At 57.3% G+C, this 25,206-nt stretch carries 21 protein-coding genes; 12 read left to right on the plus strand and 9 right to left on the minus strand.

Annotated features, from left to right (window positions below):
* Both E7813_RS08380 and E7813_RS08385 read left to right on the plus strand, forming a co-directional pair.
* A partial coding sequence (locus tag E7813_RS08380) for a hypothetical protein (RefSeq protein WP_291572731.1) occupies positions 1-854 on the plus strand: 854 nt, incomplete at its 5' end.
* A gap of 36 nt (positions 855-890) precedes the next feature.
* Positions 891-2,882 (plus strand): hypothetical protein, encoded by a 1,992-nt coding sequence (locus E7813_RS08385; protein ID WP_291572732.1) that lies wholly within the window; start codon positions 891-893, stop codon positions 2,880-2,882.
* Between the two features lie 24 nt (positions 2,883-2,906).
* Here E7813_RS08385 and E7813_RS08390 read toward each other — a convergent pair whose 3' ends face one another.
* Entirely contained in the window at positions 2,907-3,512 is a 606-nt protein-coding gene (locus E7813_RS08390) for a hypothetical protein (RefSeq protein WP_291572734.1), read from the minus strand.
* A gap of 92 nt (positions 3,513-3,604) precedes the next feature.
* Between E7813_RS08390 and E7813_RS08395 the strand changes: the two genes are divergently transcribed.
* Positions 3,605-3,841, plus strand: coding sequence for a helix-turn-helix domain-containing protein (locus E7813_RS08395; protein WP_291572737.1), 237 nt, complete (start codon positions 3,605-3,607; stop codon positions 3,839-3,841).
* 43 nt (positions 3,842-3,884) lie between these two features.
* Here the strand turns inward: E7813_RS08395 and E7813_RS08400 are convergent, their stop codons facing one another.
* A complete protein-coding gene (locus tag E7813_RS08400) occupies positions 3,885-4,991 on the minus strand; it encodes a hypothetical protein (RefSeq protein ID WP_291572739.1) in 1,107 nt (368 codons plus the stop codon).
* Entirely contained in the window at positions 4,991-8,059 is a 3,069-nt protein-coding gene (locus E7813_RS08405; RefSeq protein WP_291572741.1) for a DUF3578 domain-containing protein, read from the minus strand. Before E7813_RS08405 ends, E7813_RS08400 begins: the two co-directional genes overlap by 1 nt.
* 190 nt (positions 8,060-8,249) lie before the next feature.
* Here E7813_RS08405 and E7813_RS08410 point away from each other — a divergent pair, with 190 nt between their 5' ends.
* The 4 genes from E7813_RS08410 (at position 8,250) to E7813_RS08425 (ending at position 11,047) form a co-directional block, all read left to right on the plus strand.
* Positions 8,250-8,477, plus strand: coding sequence for a hypothetical protein (locus E7813_RS08410; protein WP_291572743.1), 228 nt, complete (start codon positions 8,250-8,252; stop codon positions 8,475-8,477).
* Between the two features lie 42 nt (positions 8,478-8,519).
* A complete protein-coding gene (locus E7813_RS08415) occupies positions 8,520-9,836 on the plus strand; it encodes a hypothetical protein (protein ID WP_291572745.1) in 1,317 nt (438 codons plus the stop codon).
* Between the two features lie 128 nt (positions 9,837-9,964).
* Positions 9,965-10,375 (plus strand): hypothetical protein, encoded by a 411-nt coding sequence (locus E7813_RS08420; protein WP_291572747.1) that lies wholly within the window; start codon positions 9,965-9,967, stop codon positions 10,373-10,375.
* 111 nt (positions 10,376-10,486) lie between these two features.
* Positions 10,487-11,047: a hypothetical protein gene (locus tag E7813_RS08425; RefSeq protein ID WP_291572749.1), complete on the plus strand. Its 561-nt coding sequence runs from the start codon at positions 10,487-10,489 to the stop codon at positions 11,045-11,047.
* A gap of 124 nt (positions 11,048-11,171) precedes the next feature.
* On the opposite strand, the gene E7813_RS08430 is transcribed toward E7813_RS08425, so the two are convergent.
* Together E7813_RS08430 and E7813_RS08435 are read right to left on the minus strand one after the other, a co-directional pair.
* The gene (locus tag E7813_RS08430; protein WP_291572751.1) at positions 11,172-11,726 is read right to left on the minus strand and encodes an ActR/PrrA/RegA family redox response regulator transcription factor; all 555 of its coding nucleotides are present in this window, start codon (positions 11,724-11,726) and stop codon (positions 11,172-11,174) included.
* A gap of 94 nt (positions 11,727-11,820) precedes the next feature.
* Positions 11,821-13,182 carry an ActS/PrrB/RegB family redox-sensitive histidine kinase gene (locus tag E7813_RS08435; protein ID WP_291572753.1) on the minus strand — a complete coding sequence of 454 codons (1,362 nt, stop codon included), beginning with the start codon at positions 13,180-13,182 and terminating at the stop codon, positions 11,821-11,823.
* A 102-nt stretch (positions 13,183-13,284) separates the two neighbouring features.
* On the opposite strand from E7813_RS08435, the gene E7813_RS08440 reads away from it, so the two are divergent.
* The 4 genes from E7813_RS08440 (at position 13,285) to E7813_RS08455 (ending at position 17,419) form a co-directional block, all read left to right on the plus strand.
* Positions 13,285-14,091 carry an ABC transporter ATP-binding protein gene (locus E7813_RS08440; RefSeq protein WP_291572755.1) on the plus strand — a complete coding sequence of 269 codons (807 nt, stop codon included), beginning with the start codon at positions 13,285-13,287 and terminating at the stop codon, positions 14,089-14,091.
* Positions 14,088-14,906 carry an ABC transporter permease gene (locus E7813_RS08445; RefSeq protein WP_291572757.1) on the plus strand — a complete coding sequence of 273 codons (819 nt, stop codon included), beginning with the start codon at positions 14,088-14,090 and terminating at the stop codon, positions 14,904-14,906. Before E7813_RS08440 ends, E7813_RS08445 begins: the two co-directional genes overlap by 4 nt.
* A gap of 128 nt (positions 14,907-15,034) precedes the next feature.
* Positions 15,035-16,363: a polyhydroxyalkanoate depolymerase gene (phaZ, locus tag E7813_RS08450; RefSeq protein WP_291572758.1), complete on the plus strand. Its 1,329-nt coding sequence runs from the start codon at positions 15,035-15,037 to the stop codon at positions 16,361-16,363.
* 216 nt (positions 16,364-16,579) lie between these two features.
* A complete protein-coding gene (locus tag E7813_RS08455; protein WP_291572760.1) occupies positions 16,580-17,419 on the plus strand; it encodes a SprT family zinc-dependent metalloprotease in 840 nt (279 codons plus the stop codon).
* An 89-nt stretch (positions 17,420-17,508) separates the two neighbouring features.
* Here E7813_RS08455 and E7813_RS08460 read toward each other — a convergent pair whose 3' ends face one another.
* The 3 genes from E7813_RS08460 to E7813_RS08470 form a co-directional block, all read right to left on the minus strand.
* Positions 17,509-19,698, minus strand: coding sequence for a PBP1A family penicillin-binding protein (locus E7813_RS08460; RefSeq protein ID WP_291572762.1), 2,190 nt, complete (start codon positions 19,696-19,698; stop codon positions 17,509-17,511).
* Positions 19,699-19,925: 227 nt separating this feature from the next.
* On the minus strand, positions 19,926-21,152 hold the full coding sequence (locus E7813_RS08465) for an ABC transporter substrate-binding protein (protein ID WP_291572764.1): 1,227 nt from the start codon (positions 21,150-21,152) through the stop codon (positions 19,926-19,928).
* Positions 21,153-21,295: 143 nt separating this feature from the next.
* A complete protein-coding gene (locus E7813_RS08470; protein ID WP_291572766.1) occupies positions 21,296-21,658 on the minus strand; it encodes a DUF1304 domain-containing protein in 363 nt (120 codons plus the stop codon).
* A gap of 113 nt (positions 21,659-21,771) precedes the next feature.
* On the opposite strand from E7813_RS08470, the gene E7813_RS08475 reads away from it, so the two are divergent.
* Positions 21,772-22,293 carry a methylated-DNA--[protein]-cysteine S-methyltransferase gene (locus tag E7813_RS08475; RefSeq protein WP_291572768.1) on the plus strand — a complete coding sequence of 174 codons (522 nt, stop codon included), beginning with the start codon at positions 21,772-21,774 and terminating at the stop codon, positions 22,291-22,293.
* Positions 22,294-22,320: 27 nt separating this feature from the next.
* On the opposite strand, the gene E7813_RS08480 is transcribed toward E7813_RS08475, so the two are convergent.
* Entirely contained in the window at positions 22,321-25,116 is a 2,796-nt protein-coding gene (locus tag E7813_RS08480) for a [protein-PII] uridylyltransferase (protein ID WP_291572769.1), read from the minus strand.
* Positions 25,117-25,206: the final 90 nt, after the last annotated feature.

A 25,206-nucleotide genomic window follows, 5' to 3' on the forward strand; every position in this document is an offset into this window, starting at 1 on the left:
CTCTGATCAAACGTTATGCGAAGTCAGCGGACTTCACAGTGATGGCCTGTGATGAGTTCATCGACAAGATCTTTTACAAATATGGCTATGAGTTGTTCGGAACGATCGTCGGTTTCAATTTGCCCTTCGATTTGTCTCGCCTCGCCATCAGCCACACGGCAGCTCATACTACCAAACGGGACAAGAGTATGCATGGCGGCTTTAGCGTCAAGCTGTCTCCATATCCGTGGTGTCCGCCGATCCAAGTGAAACACCTTTCGCGATTTGTATGTTTCATGAGATTCGCCGGATACGAATCTCTCACCAACAGAAGCCAGCGCAAGCACGGACGGCGTGTGCCATACAAGCGGGGCTACTTTCTGGATGTGAGGACGCTTGCCGCAGCGCTGTTCAGCCAGTCATTTACGTTAGAGACACTTGCCAAATCATTGGCCGTCGCCTCTCCGAAGCAGGCAACCGAGGAACACGGGAAGACCCTGACGTTAGAATACCTCGAATATGGCAGGCGGGATGTCGAGACCACCTGGGAATGTTACCAGGCTTTGAGGGTGCGTTATGATGCGATGTCTCTGGACACTCCGATAACTCGAATTTTTAGCGAGGCTAGCATCGGAAAGGCCTACTTTGATCAAGCGGGGATCCAAGCATGGTCCAAATTGCAAAACCCTAAAATGCCCGAAAAAATGTTAGCCAGCATTATTTCAACATTCTACGGAGGCCGTTCCGAGGTCCGGATCCGACGAGAATTGCGCCAGGTGGTACTTTGCGATTTTATCTCGATGTACCCCACCGTATGCACCCTTATGGGACTTTGGCAGTTTGTCATCTCCAAGGGAATGACATGGAAGGACTGAACCCGGCAAATTCGACGTTTGCTGGCGAACCGGACTTTGACGGACCTCCAGAAAAAGGAAAATTGGAAGCTGTTGGTGGCCTTGGTGCAGGTAGAGCCGGACGAAGATATCTTCCCGGTCCGCGCTCCCTACGGTCTGGATGGCGACGGGACAATCGGTGCCAACCATTTATCCAGCAAGCGGGAACTCTGGTTTACATTGGCTGACTGCCTAGCCTCACAACAGCTAACTGGCAAACCCGTAACAATTCGCAGGGCAATCATTTTCAGTCCGAAAAATGCACAGCCTGATCTAAAGGAAATCAGAATCGGTGATGGCATAATAATAAATCCACAGAAAATTGATCTCTATAAAAGCCTCATTGAGCTCAGACAGGAAATAAAGCGTCAGCGTGACAATTCGACTGACCTTGAATATGACAAATTAGATATCGCGCAAAATACCATAAAAATTGCCACCAACGCGACAAGCTTCGGGATTTTTGCTGAAATAAACGTCAACGATCGGCCTGAAGACGAATTCGTCCGCGTGACGGGCGCCTGCGACCCAAGCTTCCTCCACTCGACAAACAAGGTTGAACAACCAGGTCGCTTTTTTCACCCGCTGCTCGCCGCAACGATAACCGGTGCCGCCAGATTAATGCTGGCCATCGCCGAAAAGCTGGTGACCGAAGCCGGCCTGGAATGGGCCTTCTGCGATACCGACAGCATAGCGATCGCCAAACCTGAGGGCATGCCCGTTGAAGTGTTTTACGAAAAGGTCGATCAGATCGTCGGTTGGTTTAAGGAACTGAATCCCTACGATTTCGGCGGCGATATTCTAAAAATCGAGGACGTCAATTACGGCCTCAAGAATCCGACGATTAGAAAGCCACTATTTGTTTGGGCTGTTTCGGCTAAACGTTATGTATTGCTTAATGTAAAAAATGGCGATCCACTGATTCGAAAAGCTTCCGCTCATGGCCTAGGTCATCTTCGCGCGCCTTATACAGCAGGAAATCCCGCGCCAGGAATTCCAACGCCGCAGGTGAAATTGTCAAAAATTGGCGTCCAACTTTGGCAGCACGATTTGTGGTGGACGATCGCGAAAGCTGCCATCGACGGAAAATCAGATCACGACCTGAAATTCGATTTCCACCCAGCGCTAGCGCAGCCTGCAATAACTCAATACGCGGCGACAACTCCCAAAAACCTTAAGTGGTTTGATAATTACAATTCTGACCGGTCTTATTGGGACCAGGTAAAGCCGTTTGGGTTTGTGTGTGCCTTTTACGCTCGCAAGTTCGCGGAAGAGGACGTAGCTAGCACCGGCGACGGAAAAAAAGCAGAGTCCAAGTCAGTAGCCATAAGGCCGGTTGGACCGTTCGAGAAAGATCCCCGGCGAGCCGCGAAAATGGCATTTGATCGGATCACCGGTCTAGCCGTTCTGCCTAAACAGCTAATGACCTACCAGGCAGCGCTCGCTCAATATCATCTTCATCCCGAGGATAAATTCCTCAATGGCGATTACTTCGATCGAGGCACCACGCTACGCCGCCACGTGTTCGCGAAGGAAATTCGATACATCGGCAAGGAAAGTAACAAGTGGGAGGAGATGCAGAATTTTGGCTTCGATCCCGAGGAGGAAATCCACTATGGGGCCAAACCACCGACGCGCAAATCAATATCATATGCCCTGGCCAAAATTGTCGGTGCCCAAGGACTTAGGGCCACCGCAACTGAAATTGGCATTTCCCGGACGAAATTGACGAAATTGCTGGAAAATGAATTAGTCGGGTGCCCAGCCGCATTTTTGCAGCGAATATCCCGAATTGCTGTGGCGATTAATTCGAGGAAAAATCGGGAAAATGAGCAAGATGCGGAATTAATGGGCTTGGTAAAGGCGGAAATTCGAAAAATTGGCATTTCCGAGCTTGCTCGACGTCTACAAGTTGATCCCGCGAACCTTGCTAAAATAGTCGCTGGAAACCGTGCTTTACCGCGCTTGCTACGGGACCTTTTGAGAGCTTATTTTGGTGCAAAATCATGAGTCAATTTAAGCAGTTCCGTCTGGTTAATTCCTTTGAATGTCCCGCGATCTCTCAATTCCGGTAATTTTGGCCATGAGATAGTTACTCTCGGCAAGCGCCTGTTCTTCCGTCATTTGCCCCTGATCTATCTTTCTCGCAATTTCCAGGCGTTTGGTTGTGAGGAATTGCACCAGGTCCATGTAACGATACTTTGCGTCCGCGAAAGCCTGCGCGACGCGAGGATTTGAGCATTGTGTTGACTGGACGTGAGTTTTTAGCTCGCCTTTCAATCGTCTGTCGCGGCATTCTCCCATGATTGCATTTGCCCGTTGAAGCGCAACATCAAAATCGTTCGGCGGTGTTGACACGGGCTGAGCTACCGACGCTTGGACTTGTCGCGGTAGAGTCGCAGCGACCTGAGCCGGCGCTGGTCCGCTTCGACCGCTCAATAACAGACCAACGCATTTTCCAGGGTTAAGCGATCCATATTTTCCGATTAGAGCTATATCTACGATTGCGTCGGGCAATATCGCCGCGAGGCCGTCCAGCTTCCGTTCCGTCTCTCGGAGCATTCCGCAGGGAGAGAGGGTGCCAAAGGCTGCAAGCAACGTCACGGCTGCGACCGCAACCAAGGCAAAGAGCAATTTCATGATGGTGCCCCATCCGCGCAAAAATGCACCTAATAAGGTATATTTATACCCTTATAGTGGCGGTGGGTCGAGAGTCGGTTTTGGTGGTCCAAATGATCACCGCACGACAGATTCGGGCCGCGAGGGCCCTTTTAGGCCGGTCTCAACAGCAGCTAGCCGACAAGGCCATCGTCTCGTTGAACGCCTTGGTGAGACTTGAAAAGGGCAGCGTTGACTCCCGGGTTAGCACTGTCCTGGCTGTCCAAAAGGCGCTTGCAAAGGCTGGGATTGAATTTCTGGAAGCAGATCAGAAGGGTGAAGGGGTGCGGCTCAAGAGCCCGAAGGCGTAGCGGGCACGGCCTGTCCTCGGCGCTCTCAAAAAAACTATTTCGATCAGGCATTTTCTGACATTCGACCAACAAGCTCAGGTGAAGGCGCTTCGCGATCACCAGATAGGCATGCTGCACTTGCACAAAGGTTCAAGAGACCTTGTAGTTCGGCCTCGATATCCTGCCACTCTCCACCAAGGTCGACCGTGGCTACAATAATTGGAATGCCGAGCAGGCGATAACGTAAGCGAAGCGTTTTTCCAACGTCTGGATATATCAGCATACCCGAAAGGCCTCTACCTGGCTGGCGCGCTCGTTCATGCTGAAGATAAGTGATTAGTTGATAGAGGTGCTGAGACCGTACCCGTTCCCCGTAGGGGCCCTGGGCCAGAGCATTTTTATAGAACTTTGCATCTATAATTATCGTGTGATCTGGGTGCCGCAATGTCAGATCCGTGACCATGCGCGGCAGCAGTGCGAGATCGTCTTGGGTCGCATCACTGACGTACCAAGTCGGCGACTCGGCCCGCACGCGATACTCGCTTCGATGCAATTGAAAGAAGCTACGTAGGAAGTCCTCAAATACCGCCGACATTCGTACTTCGTCGTCGAGGACGCGCTGAAACCGCGTTTTACTTCCATGTTCATCTGGCATCAGCGACCAAAAAACAAATTCGCAGAGTCGCATAAGAAAGATGTACTCGCGATTGTTACGTGAAACGGCGATCCGACGGAAATGGCTCGCTGATAGACGCAAGTCTTCAACGTCATAAAAACTCTTGGCCAACGATCTGAGATCGTGCCCAATCGACTTCTCAACATCCATGCAGTCCGCAAGGTTCTTGAGTGTTGCTTTCAAGATCTGATTATGCAGAACGTCATGGGTGAGCTCATCGAAATCGCAGACTGCCGTACCCCGGAGTTGTGTTGCTTCTTTAATCATGCGGTCCAAGCGAAGGCGGCCACGGGGCCCAACCATTTCGTCGGTGAAGGTCTTGTATCCGCGATCGAGACCGCGCCTAAAAAGTCTGCGAGTCCCGGCTACCAACAGTTTGGCAAATAAGCTTGGGAGATCTGGACTTTCGTCGATCCCGGCTTCTCCTATTGCCCCACCTGGAAATCGAGCCCACGCGTACAAGAACAGGTAGTAGAGATTCCGAATAGGAATCATCACGACACACCCTGGAGAAGCTGTTGGCGCCAGCTATCAGCCTTATCCGGATCGTCGAACCAATACTCTTCTAGCAGAGGAATAATTTCTGTTTCGATCACGCGTCGATACCAGCCTGGATCGTAATCAAAGTCTCCCAGGGGGACAAAAAAGCTGTGTCCGATCCGATAGCCTGGCCCAAGGTTGGAGCGATCGTCGCCGATTGCCTGATTAAGAGCCGTCATGCGAGTGATAATCATGTCGACCATCGTCTCCGGAACGCCATGGTCAATAAGGAAGCTCCTGAATTTATTGCTTCCATACATTGGCTCAAGCGAGGCAAACGAAAACCGCCGCCGAAGCGCGTAATCAACCATCGACAGCGATCGATCAGCCGTGTTCATCATGCCAAGTAGATGGACGTTTTCGGGGACAAAGAACCGGGGCTCGTCAGGCTGGGAGTAAGTCAGGCTGGCGGCCCAGGCTGGACCCCGCTTGTCGCTCTCGACAAGAAGCATGAGTTCGCCGAGGATCTTCGAGAGGTTGCCCCGATTGATCTCATCAATGATGAAAACGTGCTTGCGACTGGGCGATAGTCTCGCCTTCTCACAAAAACGATGGAAGACCCCATCACGAAGCGTGAAACCCCCTTTCCCGTCGGGGCGATATCCCTGAACAAAATCTTCGTAACTGTAAGATTGGTGAAACTGAACAGTTTCAACTCGGCCGGAGTCTTTTTGCTCAAGAAGCAGGTATGCGAGGCGTTTCGCTACAAAGCTCTTACCGACGCCCGGCGCGCCCTGGAGGATCAGGTTCTTCTTTCCGGCCCAAATCGCAAGTAAGCGCTCCAGAAACGGCTGCTCAAGAAAAAGCTCAGAAAGTGCATCATCCATCCCGTATGGTTCGATGGCTGGCGGCGTGTCAGTCGGCGTGTGCCTGGAGTCCGGAGTCTTCGCCGGCGGCTCATCGACGGCTCGATCGTAGGCATTCAGGACCGCCTCGAGCAATTCGTTCATTTTTTCGTCGTTCGGAATATCGTTTAGCCCGAATTCGACGTGGGCAATTGTTCCAATCTCGTAATTCTTTGCGAGCCACCCACCGCCACCTAATTTGATCTCGTTATCAAGAATAAATCCTGTCGCCACGAGATCAGGAACAATCGTCCGTGTCTTGACGGCAACATCGAGCATTTGCTTCTGCGCTTCTCGTTGCCCAAGTTCGCGAACCAGGTTTGTTGTTCCCTGGTTTAGGGTCAGATAAATGCGATCTAGTTCGGTTGAAATAAGAAAGACAACATAGATCCCTTCTTGGGTTGATCTCGTAATCTTTGTATTTAAGAGCGCGATCCACGGCACGGTTGCCCAGTTGCCTTGGCCAACACTGATGTTAACCAGCAAATTAGGGCGACTCCGAACTGCAGGGAACTGCTCGAGACGGGTCTTCACGTCGGTCATGGCATTCCAAAGCGGATCAGACTTCTGGAAGGGTCCGAGTTGCGCTTTGGCCAGTTCGCCCAAAAACACATGAATTAGATCACTAAAGGGTCCCAACGCAGCAAGAGGCGTCGCTGTTAACGGGGGTTCGGAGCCGAGTTTGGTGGCAGTGGTGGGCGGAGCATCTGCAATAACGCGCTCCATAAGAGGTCGGAACAGTTGAGCCATATGCCGAACCTCTTCTTCAAAATTTGTCGCGTCGACCTCCTCAGCGAGCGCGTAACGTGAAATTCCGCCTCCGGCATTTTTAATACCGTCGTCGGAACGCAAGAAGGATAGCCATTCCTGGAGAGTTTTAAACTCAGATTGGTTTGGATCTAGCCGTTGTTTGCTTCTAAAACACCATTTACTGGACTTAGACAGTTGACCCGCAAGATCCGCGGCTTCTTGCGACTGGGGCGCGGGCAACTGTTCCAGGACCAACCTAGCAATCTCACGTGTACGCCGTTTGATGTCCTGGTTGGAGAAGTCATCAGGATGCGTTAGAGGCGCAAAGCCCCACTCAATTCCCCGACTAGAAACAATCATGAACACCTGAGGATTGCCGAGAAATCGTTCCTCATTCTCTTTGCGATAAATGCCAAACCATAGGTCCTTCGGCTTCCCTCCGCGAATTCCTGAATTAGGATGAAATCCTGAAGTTAATTTCAGTACGTAGTCCCGTGGTCCGCCGAGTTCCTCAACGGCTATCTCACCGAATCGGCGAAGCGCATCGTGGACGCGCTTGTAGGCAGCCCGTTCGTCAGTAGAAAAATCGGTGTACTTGTCGCGGGACCGACTTTGGCGAATTAATTCAACGTCGTGCTCTGAAAGATTTGCCTCTTTCCATCGTTCGACAATTGGCGACCTGTAGAAATGAAAGCCATCTCCTTGTTGACTCACTAGTTGTCTTCGAATTTCCAACAGATCCGAGTCTATATTCTCGGTAGGGCCCCCTTTAAGGCGGTCGTAAAAAGCGTCACGAATCCGCCGCTTGTCTTTTCTGGAAGAAATGTTCTCAAATGTCTCAGGAAAGATGATATGGAGCCACGCTTCTTGCATGGGCTGATAGGCTCCGCGAGAGAATTCGACGCTCCGAACGTCATCGGCAAAACGCAACGGCTCCTCGAGCAACATGTTCCGGTCGCTCTCTGGTAGCTCTTGCCAATGAATAAGGTACTCATTTAGCCAAGCTAAATGAAATGGCCGGTGTTGGTTGAAGCTTTGATCACCAGCGATTCCATGTTTCACCCCTTGAATTGCCCACTCAGGAATTGACGCCGGATTCGCACACCAACCAAGGACGACATTCACGTTTTCGAGTTTCTTTTCTGGGCCGGTTAGACTCGTGAAAAACTGCTGGACGTACAGCAGTTCCGCTGCCAGCTGAAGAATTTCATCGTTTGCGCCCTCGAGCTGCTTTCTCCACTTTTCTAGAAAGGACCCTTCGCCAGCATCAAAGCGCTCAACAAAAAGCGCGTGAAATTGCCGAAGGTTCTGGAGGGTCCACAGCTTTCGGCCGGGCGAGAACAAACTGTCAAAATCAACCAGAGCCGTCTCGCGGATGCGCTGCATCGCAGCAAACGTCTCGTCGGGAAACCCCTTAAGCTTAGCCATCCCGCCCCCTCTAGCCTTAGGATTTAGAGCTTACCAAGTGATACTAGACCGAAAATTGTATTTGTGGCCTACCCATATTTAGCGCTGACACGCCTTTGAACGTGTTTTCTGAATTCGGTCTGCAGCAGGCTCGTCCAAAGCCGGCATAGCGACGTGCCGGGATCGCCCCAACAAATTGGAGATACCGCCAATGACGGATGGTCGCAAAATTCCTGGTGATCGGCTCGTGCTTGGTATGCTTTCGGTCCTTCGCACTCTGGTGATTGAGTTGTCTAAAAGAGGGGTATTGGACGCGAATGAGTTTGTTCATATAGTCCAGGAGACCGCGATCGCTCATCGCGAGGCCGGCGACCCAAATAACCTTGCTGATGCAATTCATGCCATCAGTATGCAGCTGAGCGATTCCATCACGGATTGACAATCCAGGACTCGCCTGTGTCTGCGTAAGGATGAAAGTTAGATGATCGCTGAGGACGTCAAACACTTTGTTGCATATCACAACAGCGATAAATTTGGTCGGTACCGCACGTCCAAGGGCAAAGCTGATAAGAAACATACATTCTGGACTGCAAAATCATTCAAGAATGAGACACTGCTTGGGCAACACATTTGGGCTTTCGAGGGAATTGGTTCACCAAAGAAATATTGCCTAGTGGCGGCGGGAAAAATCACAAAGATCCGCAAGGCCAGAGGAAACGCCAAGGCTCGACTTGTATATTTTGAAGTCGGACCAAACAATCAACCCATCGACGTCACCGGTTTGAGCTGGTTCAAAGCTCTTCTGAAGCAGCAACAATCGTTTCGCAACGGGCTAAATCGGCTAGGTGATCGAGACGTAATTCGCTCGCTCGAATCCCTTGTTGCATCTAAAAAAGCAAAACTCGGCCAGAAAGTCCGATTGAATGCGTCCTCAGCAATATTGCGGGATGTAAGCCTCCGGTTTTCGAGGCTCGTGCCTCACAGACAGGCCAATGCAGTACTTCAGGCACTGGGTCATTCGATAGATATAGCAAACCAAGCAGACCCAACGAAGTGGGGGGTCCGGATTAATGATCGATCTATAATGCTCAAGGTTGGATTCGTGGAGGTATTGCAGATTGGCAAGGGCTGGTTTCATGAGCTAATTAAAAATGGTCATCGCGTGAGAAACTTGAAGCCTGACCCGACTATTACTTTCTCTAAAGAGCCGTATACAAATGCGCCGGACTGCGACACTTGCAATTTCGATACACAAAACGTGGCACGACTGTATCCGAGATTAAGTAACGCACACGAAGAAGCGATCCGCGTCGCAGCACTCAGCCGCAGGCATACGTCAACGATCAAAGATCACTCACAGGAGCTAGTCGAGTTTCTCTCGAAGACGCTCGGCAGGCGGCTACCTCAGCCGGGGTACATCGAAAAGATTTCCGAACCTAGATTTTTGCAAAAAAAGCATCTCACGGTTAATGATTTCGAAGAAGGAAGGGTAATTCAAGTACTTGCTAATCGCTATGAGCGCAATCCAGCCGCACGAATGCGCTGCATTGAATACTACGGCACTAATTGCTTTGTCTGCGGCTTATCATTAGTCGATCAATATGGCCCAGAAATATCGGGACTAATCCATGTTCATCATCTAAACCCAATATCGAAGATTGGACGTCGGTCATCCGTAGATCCCATTCGCGACCTACGGCCAGTTTGCCCAAATTGCCATGCAGTTATTCACTGGACCGAGCCGCACCAAAGCGTCAAACAAGTCAAAGAGAAGTTGCGCAAAGCAGCAAAACGTTAAGCCACACGACCGGACGGCAGCGAAGCTGTCGGCAGTTTTGGTCCGCTGAACTGTGACGTGCAGGAAAAGAAGTGCCGGACCGAACAGGAGGTTAAGGTACTGATACGTTTGTTCATGGAGGATTAGGTGTGAGCACTGGCCTCTCCGACAAAGATATGGCGGTCATTTTCAAAAAGGATGCTGGCGACTACATGATCGCTGCGGAAAATCTCCGGGTCGACGAGAACAGCATATGGCTAGTCGGTCCGACCAACTTCATGCGCTCGCACGCGATCGAGCTGCTTCTGAAAGCCGCACTTTTGGCGAACGGGTGGACTGTCGAACAATGCCGGAAGAAGCTCGGACATAAGCTGGTCGAAGCGATGGACGAGGCTGAGGCGTTGGGGCTCACGCTCACCGATCAGACAAAAAACGTGATCCGGACCCTTTCGCCCCTCCACGAAGACTATACGTTCCGTTACCAAACTCGTACGCATTTCCCAATCAAGCAGTCGCGACTGATGCAGTCGCTGAACTATTTGATCGGGTACATTCAATAGTGTCCGACAAGTGCTTCGCGGAGCGTCCGACTTAGATGTATCGGCGCTAGTGTTTGCTTTTATGCAAAGCGCTCCACGAGCAATACTTCCTATACACTGGAGCACACCAACATGGATCGGGTTATTCAGTGGATGTTGGCCAACAAGGATCTCATAACGAGCTGGACGGCAATCTTCGCGGTCCTTGCGTCTGCAGTTTCCTTTACCATTGCAGCTATCAATATGATGATGCAACGGAAACACAATCGTAAGAGTGTCTTGCCGATCGGTCATATCAGCGTCGGAGATTACGAGAACCAAATCTTTGTACGCATTTGGAACTACGGTATTGGCCCGATGCTAATCAAAAGAGTCGTTGTCGCAGGAGAAGGAGGCGTTAAGCAAGAAGCCGCCATAATCGATTTGATGCCGAAATTGCCCGGCGAATACCACTGGAGCACTTTTGTTGGGAATATTTCTGATAGGACTATTCCAGCAGCGGACCACATTAGCCTTATTTTGCTGGAAGGCGATGAAGACAACGGGGAATTTGTTGCAGCAAGAGAAATGGTACGAAGGGCTCTGTCGCGCTTGACTGTAACGGTTGAATACAAAGATGTTTACGGAAACAACATGCCGGCTGCTATCCGAAACCTCGAATGGTTCGGTAGGCATTGGGCGCAGGATTCGTAGCAAGAAAAAATCTGGTCAAAACTGGCCTAGATTCTCTATATCACTATACCCCCCCCCCTCCAGGGGAGGGTAAAGCAAAGACGATTCGGCTGTTTGAAATTTTGAATAGGACGCGTCGAAAAAATTACCGCGGGGCGCGCTTGGCCAGAATGCGCTGCAGGGTGCGGCGATGCATGTTGAGCCGCCGCGCGGTTTCGGAGACGTTGCGGTTGCACATCTCGTAGATGCGCTGGATGTGTTCCCAGCGCACGCGGTCCGCCGACATCGGATTGTGCGGCAGTTCGGACTTCTCGTTGCCGCTCGCCAGCAGTGCCGCGACCACGTCGTCGGCATCGGCCGGTTTCGACAGATAGTCGACCGCCCCCATCTTCACCGCGGTCACGGCGGTGGCGATGTTGCCGTATCCGGTCAGCACGATGGCGCGCGCTTCCGGCCGCTTGCGTTTCAAGGCCGACACCACGTCAAGGCCGTTGCCGTCGCCGAGCCGCAAATCCACCACCGCGAAAGCGGGTGCGGCCTTTCCGATCTGCGCCAAACCATCGGAGACGCTGTCGCAGGAGGTTACCGTGAAGCCGCGGGTTTCCATGGCGCGCGACAGGCGCTCCAGGAACGGCTTGTCGTCCTCCACGATCAGGAGGGAGCGGTCGGCGTGGCCGGTCAGTTCGGCGATGGCGGTCAAGGCAAGATATCCCGATGTTGAACGATCAACATATGGCGTGGCAATGCGGTGCTGCCAAGGCCGCCTATAGTCGACCCCGGCGATCCGGAGGGTTCTAGGGTGCTGGTTCCGCGGCGATTTCGCCTGCTTCGAAACGGCTTCGCGGCCACGCGATCTGAACCACGGCGCCATGGTCGGGAAATATCCGGTTGGTGAAGGAGACCTTGGCGCCGGTGCGCTCCAGCAGCGTGCGGGCGATAAACACCCCGAGACCGAGGCCGGTGTGCTCGCCCTGATTTGCTCCCTGATTTAACCCTTGATTCAACCCTTGGGTCTCGTCCGCGTTGCGCCGCCGCGACAGATAGGGTTCGCCGATCCGCTTCAGTATGTCGGGTGCGATCCCCGGCCCGTCATCGGAGATCACGATCTCGACCGTTTCGGTGTTCCACCATGCGTTTACCTCCACCATGGACCGCGCGAAATCGACGGCGTTTTCCAGGATGTTGCCGACACCATAGAGTATCGCCGGATTGCGGGTGCCGACCGGCTCGCGGGTGCCGGCGACCGCGATCCTCACCTTGATGGTGACGCCGAAGTCGCGATGCGGCGCCACCGTTTCCTCGATCAGCGTGGACAATGGCATGCGGTCGAACGGGGCGCCGGTGGAAGACAGTTGGGTGATCTTGGCCAGGATGTCGCGGCAGCGCTGCGCCTGTTCGCGCAGGGTTTTGAGATCGCCGGCGAACTCGCTGTTGTCCGGCGCGGCCTGCTCCAGTTCGCGCGAAATCAGGAAGATGGTCGAGAGCGGGGTGCCGAGTTCATGGGCGGCGGCGGCGGCAAGGCCGTCGAGTTGCGTCAGGTGTTGTTCGCGGGCCAGCACCAGTTCGGTGGCCGCCAGCGCGTCGGAGAGTTTGCGGGATTCCTCGGTGACCTGGAATGCGTACAGGCTGGTGACGCCGATCGCGACCGCGATCGAGAGCCAGACGCCGAACAAATAGATCGTCGGCAGTTCCAGCGGCTCATCGCCATCCCACGGCAGCGGCAGGTGGAAGAAAACCAGCACCGAGGCGCAGGCGACCGCCAGCATGCCGAGCGCGATCGTCAGCCGGATCGGCAACGCGGTGGCGGAGATCAGGACGGGGGCCAAAAACAGAAACGAAAACGGATTTTCCAGGCCGCCGGTGAAGAACAAAAGGCCCGCAAGTTCCGCAATGTTCAAGGCCAGCAACGCCGCGGCATAGGCCGGTTCCAGCCGCTGCATCGGGTTGAAGGCGATTTGCAGCACCAGATTGAGCAGCGCCGACAGGCTGATAATGGTCACGCAGGGAACGATCGGTACATCGAACTCGAGTCCCTGCACCACGATAAAAATGGCGGCGAGCTGGCCGAGCACCGCCAGCCAGCGCAGCCGCAAAATCGTATCCAGGCGGACATAGCGGCGCGGATGGCGAAAATCGGGAACGGCAATTTCGGTCATGGCGGGAGCTTAGCGGCGCAACGCCCCGACCACAAATTCGCCAGTCCGCTTGCGGTTCTAAGCCTTGCGCTTGTGGCCGCGATGGCCCAATGAACGGCCCGCATGATGATGAACGATCCGATATCGCCAGGCCTGATATCGCCAGGTCTGACAAGCCTGCCTGCGGCCGGTCCGGCGATCGAGGTCGCGCACCTCGTCAAGCTGTACAAGACCACCCGCGCGGTCGACGATGTCTCGTTTGGCATTGCGCGCGGCAGCATTACCGGCTTGCTCGGCGGCAACGGCGCCGGCAAGACCACGACGATTGCCATGATCATGGGGCTGGTGCTTCCGACCTCGGGGCGCATCCATGTGCTGGGTTATCCGATGCCCGAGCAAAGTGCCGAGGTGCTGGGCCGGATGAATTTCGAAAGTCCCTATGTCGACATGCCGATGCGGCTCACGGTGCGGCAGAATCTCTCGATCTTCGGCCGGCTCTATGCGGTGGCGGATCTGCGCGCGCGCATCGAACAACTCGTCGCCGATCTCGACCTCGGCGACTTCCTCGATCGCGCCAACGGCAAGCTCTCCGCCGGGCAGAAGACCCGCGTGGCGCTGGCGAAGGCGCTGATCAACCAGCCCGAGCTTTTGCTGCTGGACGAACCCACCGCATCGCTCGATCCCGATACCGCCGACTGGATCAGGCAGCATCTTGAGACCTATCGCAGGACGCATGGCGCGACCATCCTTTTGGCGTCGCATAACATGCTCGAGGTGGAACGGTTGTGCGACCGCGTCATCATCATGAAACGCGGCCGCATCGAGGACGATGACAGCCCGGACAAGATCATGGCCCGCTACAACCGGGCGACGCTGGAGGAAGTGTTTCTCGACGTCGCGCGCGGCCGCGTCCAGGAAGGTGCGTCGTGAGCAACCTCGTGATGGCCGGTGGCATCGCGCCTCACCGCATCGGCGCGATGATCCTGCGCTACTGGTACCTCCTGATCTCGTCATGGCCGCGGCTGCTGGAATTGCTGTACTGGCCCGCGCTGCAGATCGTCACCTGGGGGTTCCTGCAGAGCTACATCTCGCAGAATGCCGGCTTTTTCGCCCGCGCCGGCGGCACCCTGGTCGGCGCCGTGATCCTGTGGGACATCCTGTTTCGCGGGCAGCTCGGCTTCTCGATCTCGTTTCTCGAGGAGATGTGGGCGCGCAATCTCGGCAACCTGATGATGAGCCCGTTAAAGCCGATCGAGTTCCTGATCTCGCTGATGATCATGAGCCTGATCCGGCTTGCGATCGGCGTGATTCCGATGACGCTGTTGGCGATCGCCTTCTTTCACTTCAACCTGTACAGCATCGGGTTGCCGCTGATCGCCTTCTTCTGCAACCTGATTTTCACCAGCTGGTCGGTTGGCATTTTCGTGTCGGGGCTGGTGCTGCGCAACGGGCTCGGTGCGGAAAGCATCGTCTGGACGCTGATGTTCGGCCTGATGCCGCTGGCCTGCATCTACTATCCGGTGACGGTGCTGCCGCACTGGCTGCAGTACGTTGCGTGGACGCTGCCGCCCACCTATGTGTTCGAGGGCATGCGCGCGCTGTTGATCGACCACGTGTTTCGGACCGACCTGATGGTGTCGGCGCTGGCCATCAATGCCGTGCTGTTTATTGCGTCATTCGCGATATTCCTTGCGCTTTTGCGCAGCGCGCGGCGGCACGGTTCGTTGATCGGAGGCGGCGAATAGCTGCAGTTTTCAAGGCATTTCACGGTTTTTGCGGCTATTAACCGTGCACATCGCTTCAACTGCGCATTGACGCTTTATTGCCCAGCGGTCACTATGCTGCGGCGCAAAACAGGGGTTTGAGAGAGCACATGCCGATTGGTGAATTTGGCCAGGCGCCGCCACTGGTGGCCGAAGGCAGTCCAGCGCTGACCACGCCGATGTACTGGATTTACGAGATGGCGCAGGCGTCGCTCAATCCGGCGCGCGCGGTCACCGATGCGGCCAAAATCCTGTTTCAAAATCCGCTCAATCCGTGGTCGTATACCGAACTCGGCAAATCGATCGCCGCCGGCTGCGAAGTGTTCGAGCGCACCACGCGGCGCTATGGCAAGCCGGACTGGGGTATTCAGGATACCGAAGTCAGCGGCGTGCGCACGCCGATCGAAATCCGCACCGTGTGGGAAAAGCCGTTCTGCCGCTTGCTGTATTTCGAGCGCAGGCTGACGCGGCCATTGCGCAGTCCCCAGCCGCGGGTGCTGATCGTGGCGCCGATGTCCGGTCACTACGCGACGCTGTTGCGCGGCACGGTCGAAGCTTTCCTGCCGACGCATGAAGTCTACATTACCGATTGGTCGGACGCGCGGATGGTTCCGGTGACCGAGGGTCGCTTCGATCTCGAGGACTATGTCGATTACGTCATCGAGATGCTGCATGTGCTCGGCGGCAACATGCACATCATTGCGGTGTGTCAGCCTTCGGTGCCGGTGGTGGCGGCGGTATCCATCATGGAAGCCGAACGCGATCCCTTCGTTCCGATCTCGATGACGCTGATGGGCGGCCCGATCGATACCCGCCGCAATCCGACCGCCGTCAACAACCTCGCCGCCGAGCGCGGCATCGAGTGGTTTCGCAGCAACGTCATCACCAAGGTGCCGTTTCCGCATCCCGGGGTGATGCGCGACGTCTATCCGGGCTTCCTGCAGCTCAACGGATTCATCACCATGAATCTCGATCGCCACATGGACGCGCACAAGAACCTGTTCAAGGATCTGGTGAAGGGCGACGGCGACCTGGTCGACAAGCATCGCGATTTTTACGACGAATATCTCGCGGTGATGGATCTGACGGCCGAGTATTATCTGCAGACGGTCGACACCGTGTTCGTCAGGCACGCGCTGCCCAAGGGCGAGATGACCCATCGCGGCAAGCCGGTCGACCCGTCGAAGATCTCGCGCGTGGCGCTGATGACGGTGGAAGGCGAGAACGACGACATTTCCGGCCTCGGGCAGACTGAGGCGACGCACGCGCTGTGCAGTTCGATCCCTCGGGATCGTCGCGTGCATTACGTTCAAAAAGGTGTCGGACACTACGGCGTGTTCAACGGCTCCCGTTTCAAGTCGGAAATCGTGCCACGGATCTCCGATTTCATGATGTCTGCGGCCAGCGCGAAGCCTTCTTTGGCTGCGGCGGCGGAATAACGCGCGGTTTTGCGCGGTGAAACGCGTTGGTGTGATTCGGTGGGGTCAGTAACCTCCTGAATTGGCCCAAAGAAACCCGTTTTAAGAGTCTCGCCAAGGAATGAGTCCAACCTCAATCCTTGAATGCGCGTCTGACAGGCCTGTTGAGCCGAAATTTTCCGGTCTAACCCCTTCCTGTAGGGGTGGATGGGCGGCGACCCCCTGTATATTGGGCAAATGATTTGTTTTTGCGCCGAGCGATTTCACTGGCGGCGGATATGGCAGAATCCGGGCGAACTCCTGATCCCCGGACTTGCAGATATGGCCACTCGCGCCCTTCTTTACCGGCGGCCTGCCGAGCCTTCCAGACTTCTGGTCAAGCACGGCTCGCAAATCTATTCGGTTCGGCTGCGCCGACATCGGCGGGCGCGGCGCTACACCTTGCGCATTCATCTAAGCGACCGCGAAGCGATCCTGACCATGCCGCCGCGCGGCACGCTCGCCGAGGCCAGGGACTTTGCGCAGCGTCATGGCGGCTGGATCGCCGCGCGTCTCGGCCGGCTGCCGAAGGCGGCGCCGTTTCATCCCGGCACAGTCGTGCCGTTGCGCGGCGTCTCGCATCGAATCGTGCATCGCCCCGGCGTGCGCGGCACGGTGTGGACCGAAATGCGCGATAGCGGCGAACGGATTCTCTGCGTGGCCGGAGGAGTCGAGCATATCGAACGGCGGATCCACGATTATCTCAAGCGTGAGGTGCGCGCGGATCTGCAAGACGCCGTGCAAACCTGCGCGGCGGCGCTGGGCGTCAGAGTGAAGCGGCTCTCGATCCGCGATCAGTCGAGCCGGTGGGGCTCCTGCACCTCCGCGGGCTCCCTGTCGTTCTCGTGGCGGCTGATTCTGGCGCCGCCCTATGTGCTGGATTATCTCGCCGCCCACGAGGTCGCGCATCTGGTCGAGATGAATCATTCGGCGCGGTTCTGGCGGGTCGTCGCCAAAACCTGCGGTCATGTCGAGCGCGCCAAGAGCTGGCTCGATACCCACGGCAACGACCTGCATCGCTACGGTATCAGGGACTAGCGGAAAGCGGTCGCCATCGGGTTGTCAGCCCGGCGTAACCGCGAACTGCCACGATCTCGTTGGCAGTCATCGCCAAGCCGTCGCGCTGGTTATCGTCCGAACAGCCGATCCATCAGCCAGCCGTCCAGGCCACTCGCCGCCTCGGGGCGTACCGACGCGCGCGTCGGCGCCGGTCGCACAGCCCCGCCGGCAGGTAACGGAGCGCCTGTGGGCGCGCTGATTTGCGAAGTAGCTTGCGCGAAGTTCGAGAACAGGCCGCCGCCTTGCGAGCCCGGCAATGCCACGACCGGGACGCCCTGATGGGCGGCCTTCATAAAGCGGGTCCAGACCTCCACCGGCAGGCCGCCGCCGGTGGCCTTCCTGGTCGGCGAATTGTCGTCATTGCCGAGCCAGACTCCGGTCACGAGATTGGCGGTGTAGCCGATGAACCAGGCATCGCGGAAATCCTGGCTGGTGCCGGTCTTGCCGGCGGCCATCCAGCCCGGAATCTCCGCCTTGCGCGCGGTGCCGCTGAGCAAGGTCTCCTGCATCATGGTGTTCATGGCCGCGACATTGCGCGGATCGATCACCTGGCCAAGCTGGTCGGCAGGCCGCTCATACAACACCTTGCCGTCGGCGGTGCGGATCCTGGTCACGACATGCGGGGCGACACCCTGGCCGCCATTGGCGAACGGGGCATAGGCGCCGACCAGTTCGGTCAGGGTGACTTCCGAGGTGCCGAGTGCGATCGAGGCGTTGGCTTCCAGCTTCGACGAAATACCGAGCCGGTGCGCGGTCCGTATCACGTTCTTGGCGCCAACTTCGAGGCCGAGCCGCACTGCGACGGTGTTGAGCGACATCGCCAGCGCTTGCGTCAGCGTCACCGCGCCGAAATATTCATGGCCGTAGTTCTCGGGCTTCCAGCCCTTGACGTCGAGCGGCGCATCCTGCCGGATCGTCTCCGGGGTGAGACCGGCTTCGATAGCAGTGAGATACACGAAGGGCTTGAACGCCGACCCCGGCTGGCGCTTGGCCGTCACCGCACGATTGAACTGGCTTTCGGCATAGTTGCGCCCGCCGACCATGGCCCGCACCGCGCCATCGGGCGTCATCGCCACCAGCGCGCCCTGGCTAACATTGAACTTCACGCTTTTGGCCGCTAGTTCGTCGATCACCGTGGTTTCAGCAATGCTCTGCAATTTCGGATCGATCGAGGTTTCGACCACAATGTTCTGATCGATCGGGCCGACGAGATCATCCAGCACTTCGCCGATCCAGTCCGCCACATAGTTGATGGTGCCGGCGCCGACCGCCTTGACGTTGTAGGAGGGATGCCCGATCGAGGCTTGAGCCTGCGCCTCGGTGATGAATTTGGCGTCCGCCATCGCCGCCAGCACGGTTTGCGCGCGTTTCTCGGCGCCCTCCGGATTGCGGTTCGGTGCCAGCCGGGTCGGCGATTTCACCAGCCCTGCGAGCATCGCGGCCTCGGCGATCGTGACATTCCTGGCGGACTTGCCGAAATAGCGTTGCGCCGCCGCCTCGACGCCGTAGGCGCCTGAGCCGAAATAAACCCGGTTGAGGTAGAGCTCCAGAATCTCGGCTTTGGAATGCTTGCGCTCCAGCCACAGCGCGAGTTCGACTTCCTGCAATTTGCGTTGCAGCGTACGTTCCTGGGTCAGAAACAGGTTCTTGGCGAGCTGCTGGGTCAGCGTCGAGCCGCCCTGTGAAACGCCGCGATGCAGGATATTGGCCACCGCGGCGCGCGCGATGCCCAGGGGATCGATGCCGTGATGCGAATAGAACCGGCGGTCTTCGATCGCGATGAAGGCGTTAGGCAGATAAGGCGGCAGGTCTTTCAGGGAGACATTGGCGCCGGCCATTTCGCCACGCGTCGCCAGCACGCTGCCGTCGACGCCGGCGATCTGGATCGTCGGCGGCCGTTTCGGGATTTCAAGCGCCTGGATCGCCGGCAGGTGCGCGCCCACCCAGGCGACGACGCCAACCAGCGCGATGGCAGCCCAGAGGCCGAGCACGGCGCCCCAATAGAACAGGCGATACAGACCTGCGCGCGAGCGCGCCCTGGATTTGCGCTTGCCGCTCGCCCGATTTACCCGCGGTTTTCGCTCGCGCGGCGCATCGTCGTCGCCGTCGTCGGTTTTGCGCCTGGAAGGTGACTTCTTTGGCCGCTCGTCGGCGGCCGGGACGCGATCCTGCGGACTCAGACGCAATTCAGCCAGCGATGCGGCGAGCCCGAATTGCGGCTCGCGGCGTCCGCCGCCCTTTTTCCGTCCCCACGCCATACCCAAACGCTCACGCCGCCCGAATGCGGCAGATTAGCGAACGGGGTTTAAGGGGCAGTTAAGCGACAATTAAGGCTGATGCTTTGGCCGACGCACAACGGCTGATAACAAAAGGGTTTCAGATGGCTTAACCCGATCGTTAGCCCGGACGCGGTCACGGCCGGGCTTTGTCCCGGCCATGACGAATTTGCTACTAGAGCAAGATTAGCTTTCGCGGTGCAGCTTTCCTAGCCCGCCGCGCCCTTGTCCTCAAGGATCGGGCCGAACAATTCCCAACGCTCGCCGTTGAACTTCATCATCTGCAACTGCTTGTTGACGCGGTAGTCGTCCGGGGTGGTGTTGGCACGGATTCCGGGCAGTGCCAGGTCGAGCTCGACGTTCTTCAGGCTGGTGGCCTGCTTCATGATGTTCTCGCGGGTCAGATCGTCGCCGCACTTCTCGAGTACGTAGATCATCAGCTGCGAGGTCGAGTAGCCATAGGCGTTGAAGCTCGAATCCTTGTTGCCGTCGGGATAGTACTTCGCCATGAATTCGAAATATCGCTTCATGCCGGCGTCGTCCTTCCAGGTCGGATCGAGTGGATCCTTGCCGTAGTTGACGCTGATCACGCCCTTGGAAGCTTCAAGGCCGGCAGGCTTCATCACGGCGTCGACCGAGGTGGCGTTGATGTCGAGGATTTGCACAGGATGCCAGTCGAGTTCGGCGATCTTCTTGATCGCTTGCGCCGCCTGCTTGGGTGTCGTGGCGCTAAAGAACAGATCGGCGCCTGAGTCCTTGATCTTGAGAACCTGCGAATCGATGGTGGGATCGGTGACTTCGTAGGAAGCTTCCGCTACCACCATCTTGGCCGCCTTGTCGCCAAGGCCGGCCTTGATGCCGTTCAGATAGTCTTTGCCGAGATCATCGTTCTGATAGAGGATTCCGACCTTGGCATTCGGATATTCCTTGATGATGTACTGGCCGTAGATTCGCCCTTCGACGAAATAGTTGGGGTTGAAGCCCATCGTCCACGGGAAATTCTTCGGGTCGGTGAACTTCGACGCGCCGGTGGCGGCGAACAGTTGCGGGACCTTCTTCTGGTTGAGATATTTCTGCACGGCCGCGTTCGACGGCGTGCCGAGCAGCTGGAAGGTGAGCAGCACTTCGTCGCTTTCGACGAGCTTGCGCACCTGCTCGACCGCCTTGGGCGGCGAGTAGGCGTCATCATACTGAATCAGATTGATCTTGCGGCCGTTCACGCCGCCCTTGTCGTTGATCATCTTCATATAGGCAGCCTGCGTCTTGCCGATGGTGGCATAGGCGGAAGCCGGTCCGCTGAACGGATTGGTCTGGCCGAGCTTGATCTCGGTGTCGGTCGCACCGGTGTCGTATTTTTTCTGCGCGTAGGCCGATGTCGCCGATAGCGCGATGGCAACCGCGGTACCGGTAACCAGATGAAAAATGCCGTTCCTCATGTCTGTGCTTCCTCTGTGGGTGATTGGGCCGATGATCTTTTCCGGTGGCCTTGGCGAGACCCCGGGTAGACGCCATCGCTGGCGCGATACTGGATGAGCGGATACGGCATTGCAAGGCAGCGTGGATGGAAAGGTGAACGGTCTCACCCCAGCCAGAGTAGAATCAGGGCAATTGCGGCGGGCATGGCCTGAACCACCAGAATCCTGCGGCTGACGGTCGCAGCGCCGTAGATGCCGGCCACCACGACGCAGAGCAAAAAGAACACCTTGATCTGGAACGCGAAACCAGGGGCGCTCTGGAGCAGTCCCCAGACCAGTCCTGCGGCGAGAAAGCCGTTGTAAAGGCCCTGGTTAGCGGCCAGCACGGCGGAATCGCTGGCCTTCTCGGGCGAATTCCGAAAGGTCTTAAGTCCCAATGGTTTGGTCCACAGGAACATCTCCAGAATCAGGAAATAAACGTGCATTGCCGCGACCAGCGCTACCAGCAGATTGGCGATCCAGATCATGTTGCGCTCCCCAAAGCCGGTTGCCGGATTTCGGGTGGACGCTAGCACGCTCGCGGTGAAAAGTGTGACGGCTCACCCCCTTTCGCCAAATGACAATGTCCAAAGGCAAATCCATGCGCGCGAAGCAGCCTTCATCGTTCGGCCTTGACCGGCTGCGAACACCGATCGGAACTGCATTGCTGGTGACCGATGGCGATGGCGTCCTCCGCGCGCTGGATTGGGAGGACCATGAGCCGCGCATGAGGGATCTGCTGCGGCTGCAGTATGGCGCGGTGAGTTTGAAAGACACGCGTGCCCCTGCTGCTATCAAGGCAGCGCTGAAAGGATATTTCAAAGGCGATCTCGACTGCCTCCGCACAATCCGATGGCGTGTCGCTGGCACGCCATTCCAGCACAGGGTGTGGACCGCGCTGGCGAAGATTCCGGCCGGGACGACCATGAGCTATGGCGCGCTGGCGGCGAAACTACATGCGCCAAAAGCGATGCGCGCGGTTGGGCATGCCAACGGCTCAAATCCGATCAGCGTGGTGGTGCCCTGTCATCGCTTGATCGGGGCCAACGGCTCGTTGGTTAAATATGGCGGCGGACTTGAGCGGAAACGTTGGCTGCTGGAGCACGAGGGCGTGGTGCTTTAGCCGGTTTCCTGAGCGGCCTGATGCCGGTCAAGCCGCGGGCTCGGTCACGGCTTCGTCGCTGGCGAGCAGATGGATCAGCGCGCTCTTGATCGCGGCCTGCCGCGTCGGCGCGTTGATCTGGGCGCCAAGCAGGTCGGTGACGTAGAATACGTCGCGGGCGCGCTCGCCGAAGGTCGCGACATGTGCCGAGGCGATATTGAGGTTGAGCTTCGAAATCGAAGTGGTCAGCTCATACAACAGACCGGGCCGGTCGAGGCCCGACACTTCGATCACGGTGTAGCGGTCCGACCACTGATTGTTGATGGTCACTTCCGGCTCGACCACGAACGGCCGCGCTTTGCCGCGTCCGGCGGCGCGCCGCGCCACCACTTCGGGCAAGCGCAATTTGCCTTCCAGCACGTCCTCGATCATCTCGCCGATCCGTGTCGCGCGCCGACCCTCATCCTCGTCGCGGTCGTATTCCCGCGATATCGCGATGGTGTCGAGCGCGCGTCCGTCGGTAGTGGTGTAGATCTGCGCATCGACGACGTTGGCGCCCGCCGAGGCGCAAGCGCCGGCGATGATCGACAACAGCCAGGGATGATCCACCGCCAGGATGGTCAGTTCCGTGACGCCGCGCGCTTCGTCGAAGCCGACATTGATCGCGAGCTTGTGGCCGGCCTGTTCGCTGGCACGCAGGAAACGCGCATGGCGGATCTTGCGCGGCAGTTCGACCTTGAGCCAATACGCCGGATAATGCCGCGAGATATAGGCATTGAGCTCCGCCTCCGGCCATTCGGTGAAAGCCGCGCGGAATTCCGCCTGCGCCACCGCGATGCGCTGCGCGCGGTTGACTTCCGAGAAGCCGCCGGTCAGCACCGGCTCGGTTTCATAATACAGCGTGCGCAGCAATTGCGCCTTCCAGCCGTTCCAGACGCCGGGACCGACGCCCCGGATGTCGGCGGTGGTCAGGATCGTCAGCAGCTTCATCTGCTCGACCGATTGCACGACCGCTGCGAAATTCTCGATGGTCTTGCGGTCCGACAGATCGCGCGACTGCGCCACCGTCGACATCGTCAGATGCTGTTCGATCAGCCACGCGATGGTCTCGGTGTCGGCGGCGTTGAAACCGAGTCGCGGGCACAGCCGCCGCGCCACTTTTGCCCCCGCAATCGAATGGTCTTCCAGCCGGCCCTTGGCGATGTCGTGCAACAGCGTGGTGATGTAGATCACCGAGCGGTGCTCGGGGCGGATCTTGCGCATCAGGTCGCTGGTCACGGTGAATTCTTCGTTGCCGCCGCGTTCGATGTCCTGCAGGTAGCCGACGCAGCGCAACAGGTGCTCGTCGACCGTGTAGTGATGGTACATGTTGAATTGCATCATCGACACGATCTTGCCGAAGGCGCGAATGAAATGACCGAGCACGCCGGTCTCGTTCATGCGCCGCAGCACGATCTCCGCGTCGTTCGAGGTCAGGATTTCCATGAACAGCCGGTTGGCTTCCGGATTCTCGCGCAGTTGCGTATTGATGAGCTTGAGCGACCGCGTCACGGTGCGCATGGCGTCGGGGTGAAACGCCAGATTGTTTTTCTGCGCGAGCCGGAAAATCCGGATCAGGTTGACCGGATCGTGCTTGAAGACGTCGGGGGCGGCGAGGTTGATACGGTTGTTGTCGACGATAAAATCGTCGCTGTCGGGAACCCGCCGCTGTTTCGGGCTCGGCCGCAAGCGCGCCATCATGCGGCTCAGCACCGGCGCCGGCTTGGCCTGCTGGTCTTCCAGCTTGGCACACAGGATCGCGGTGAGATCCCCGACGTCCTTGGCGATCAGGAAATAGTGCTTCATGAAGCGTTCGACATCCTGCATGCCGGGATGCGAGGTATATCCGAGCCGGATCGCGATCTCGCGCTGCATGTCAAACGACAACCGCTCTTCGGCGCGGCCCGAGAAGAAATGGATATTGCAGCGGACCGACCACAGGAAATCGGCGCAGCGGCGGAAGGTGCGGTATTCCTGCGCGTCGAACACGCCGCGTTCCAGCAGTTCGTCGGTCTCGCGCACGCGATAGACGTACTTGGCGATCCAGAACAGCGTGTGCAAATCGCGCAGGCCGCCTTTGCCGTCCTTGACGTTGGGTTCAACCAGATAGCGCGATTGCCCGGCGCGGCGATGTCTCTCCTCGCGCTCGGCAAGCTTGGCGGTGACGAATTCGGCCGCGGTGCCCTGTACGACTTCCTGGTCGAACCGCGCGACCAGCTCGTTGTAGAGTGGCTGGTCCCCGGTCAGGAATCGGGTCTCGAGGATCGCGGTGCGGATCGTCATGTCGCCGCGTGCCTGCCGGATCGATTCATCGACCGAACGCGTGGCGTGGCCGACCTTCAATCCCATGTCCCACAGGCAATACAGGATGGCCTCGGCGACCTGCTCGCCCCATGCGGTTTGCTTGTAGGGCAGGATGAACAGCAGATCGATGTCGGATTCAGGCGCCATCAATCCGCGGCCGTAGCCGCCGGTGGCGACGACGGCCATGCGCTCGGCGCCCGACGGGATCGGCGAGTGATAGAGATGACGCGTGGCCGCAGCGTACAGGATACGGATGATTTCGTCCTGAACGAAACACAGCCGTTCGGCGCAGCGTCTTCCGTGACGATCTTTCAACAGCAGGGCTTGCGCGACCGCGCGGGCTTCGATCATCTCGGCCTTCAGCAATCGTGCTGTGGCGGAACGAAAAACGTCTTCGCGGCCGGCATGTTTTTCGGCGAGCGCGTCGACCGCGGCGGAGATCCGCGCGGTATCGAAACGCTCGTCGGTCCCGGGCCGGGTTGCCATCACGATGCTGTCCATGCCCCATCCGGATAACGGACGGCGCCGACGCTGTCACGGGACATTCTGCGATAACAGCAAGTCCATGCTTGCATCGCCCGTGCCTTGAGC

This window comes from Bradyrhizobium sp. (assembly GCF_004799405.1).
Lineage (GTDB): Bacteria > Pseudomonadota > Alphaproteobacteria > Rhizobiales > Xanthobacteraceae > Bradyrhizobium.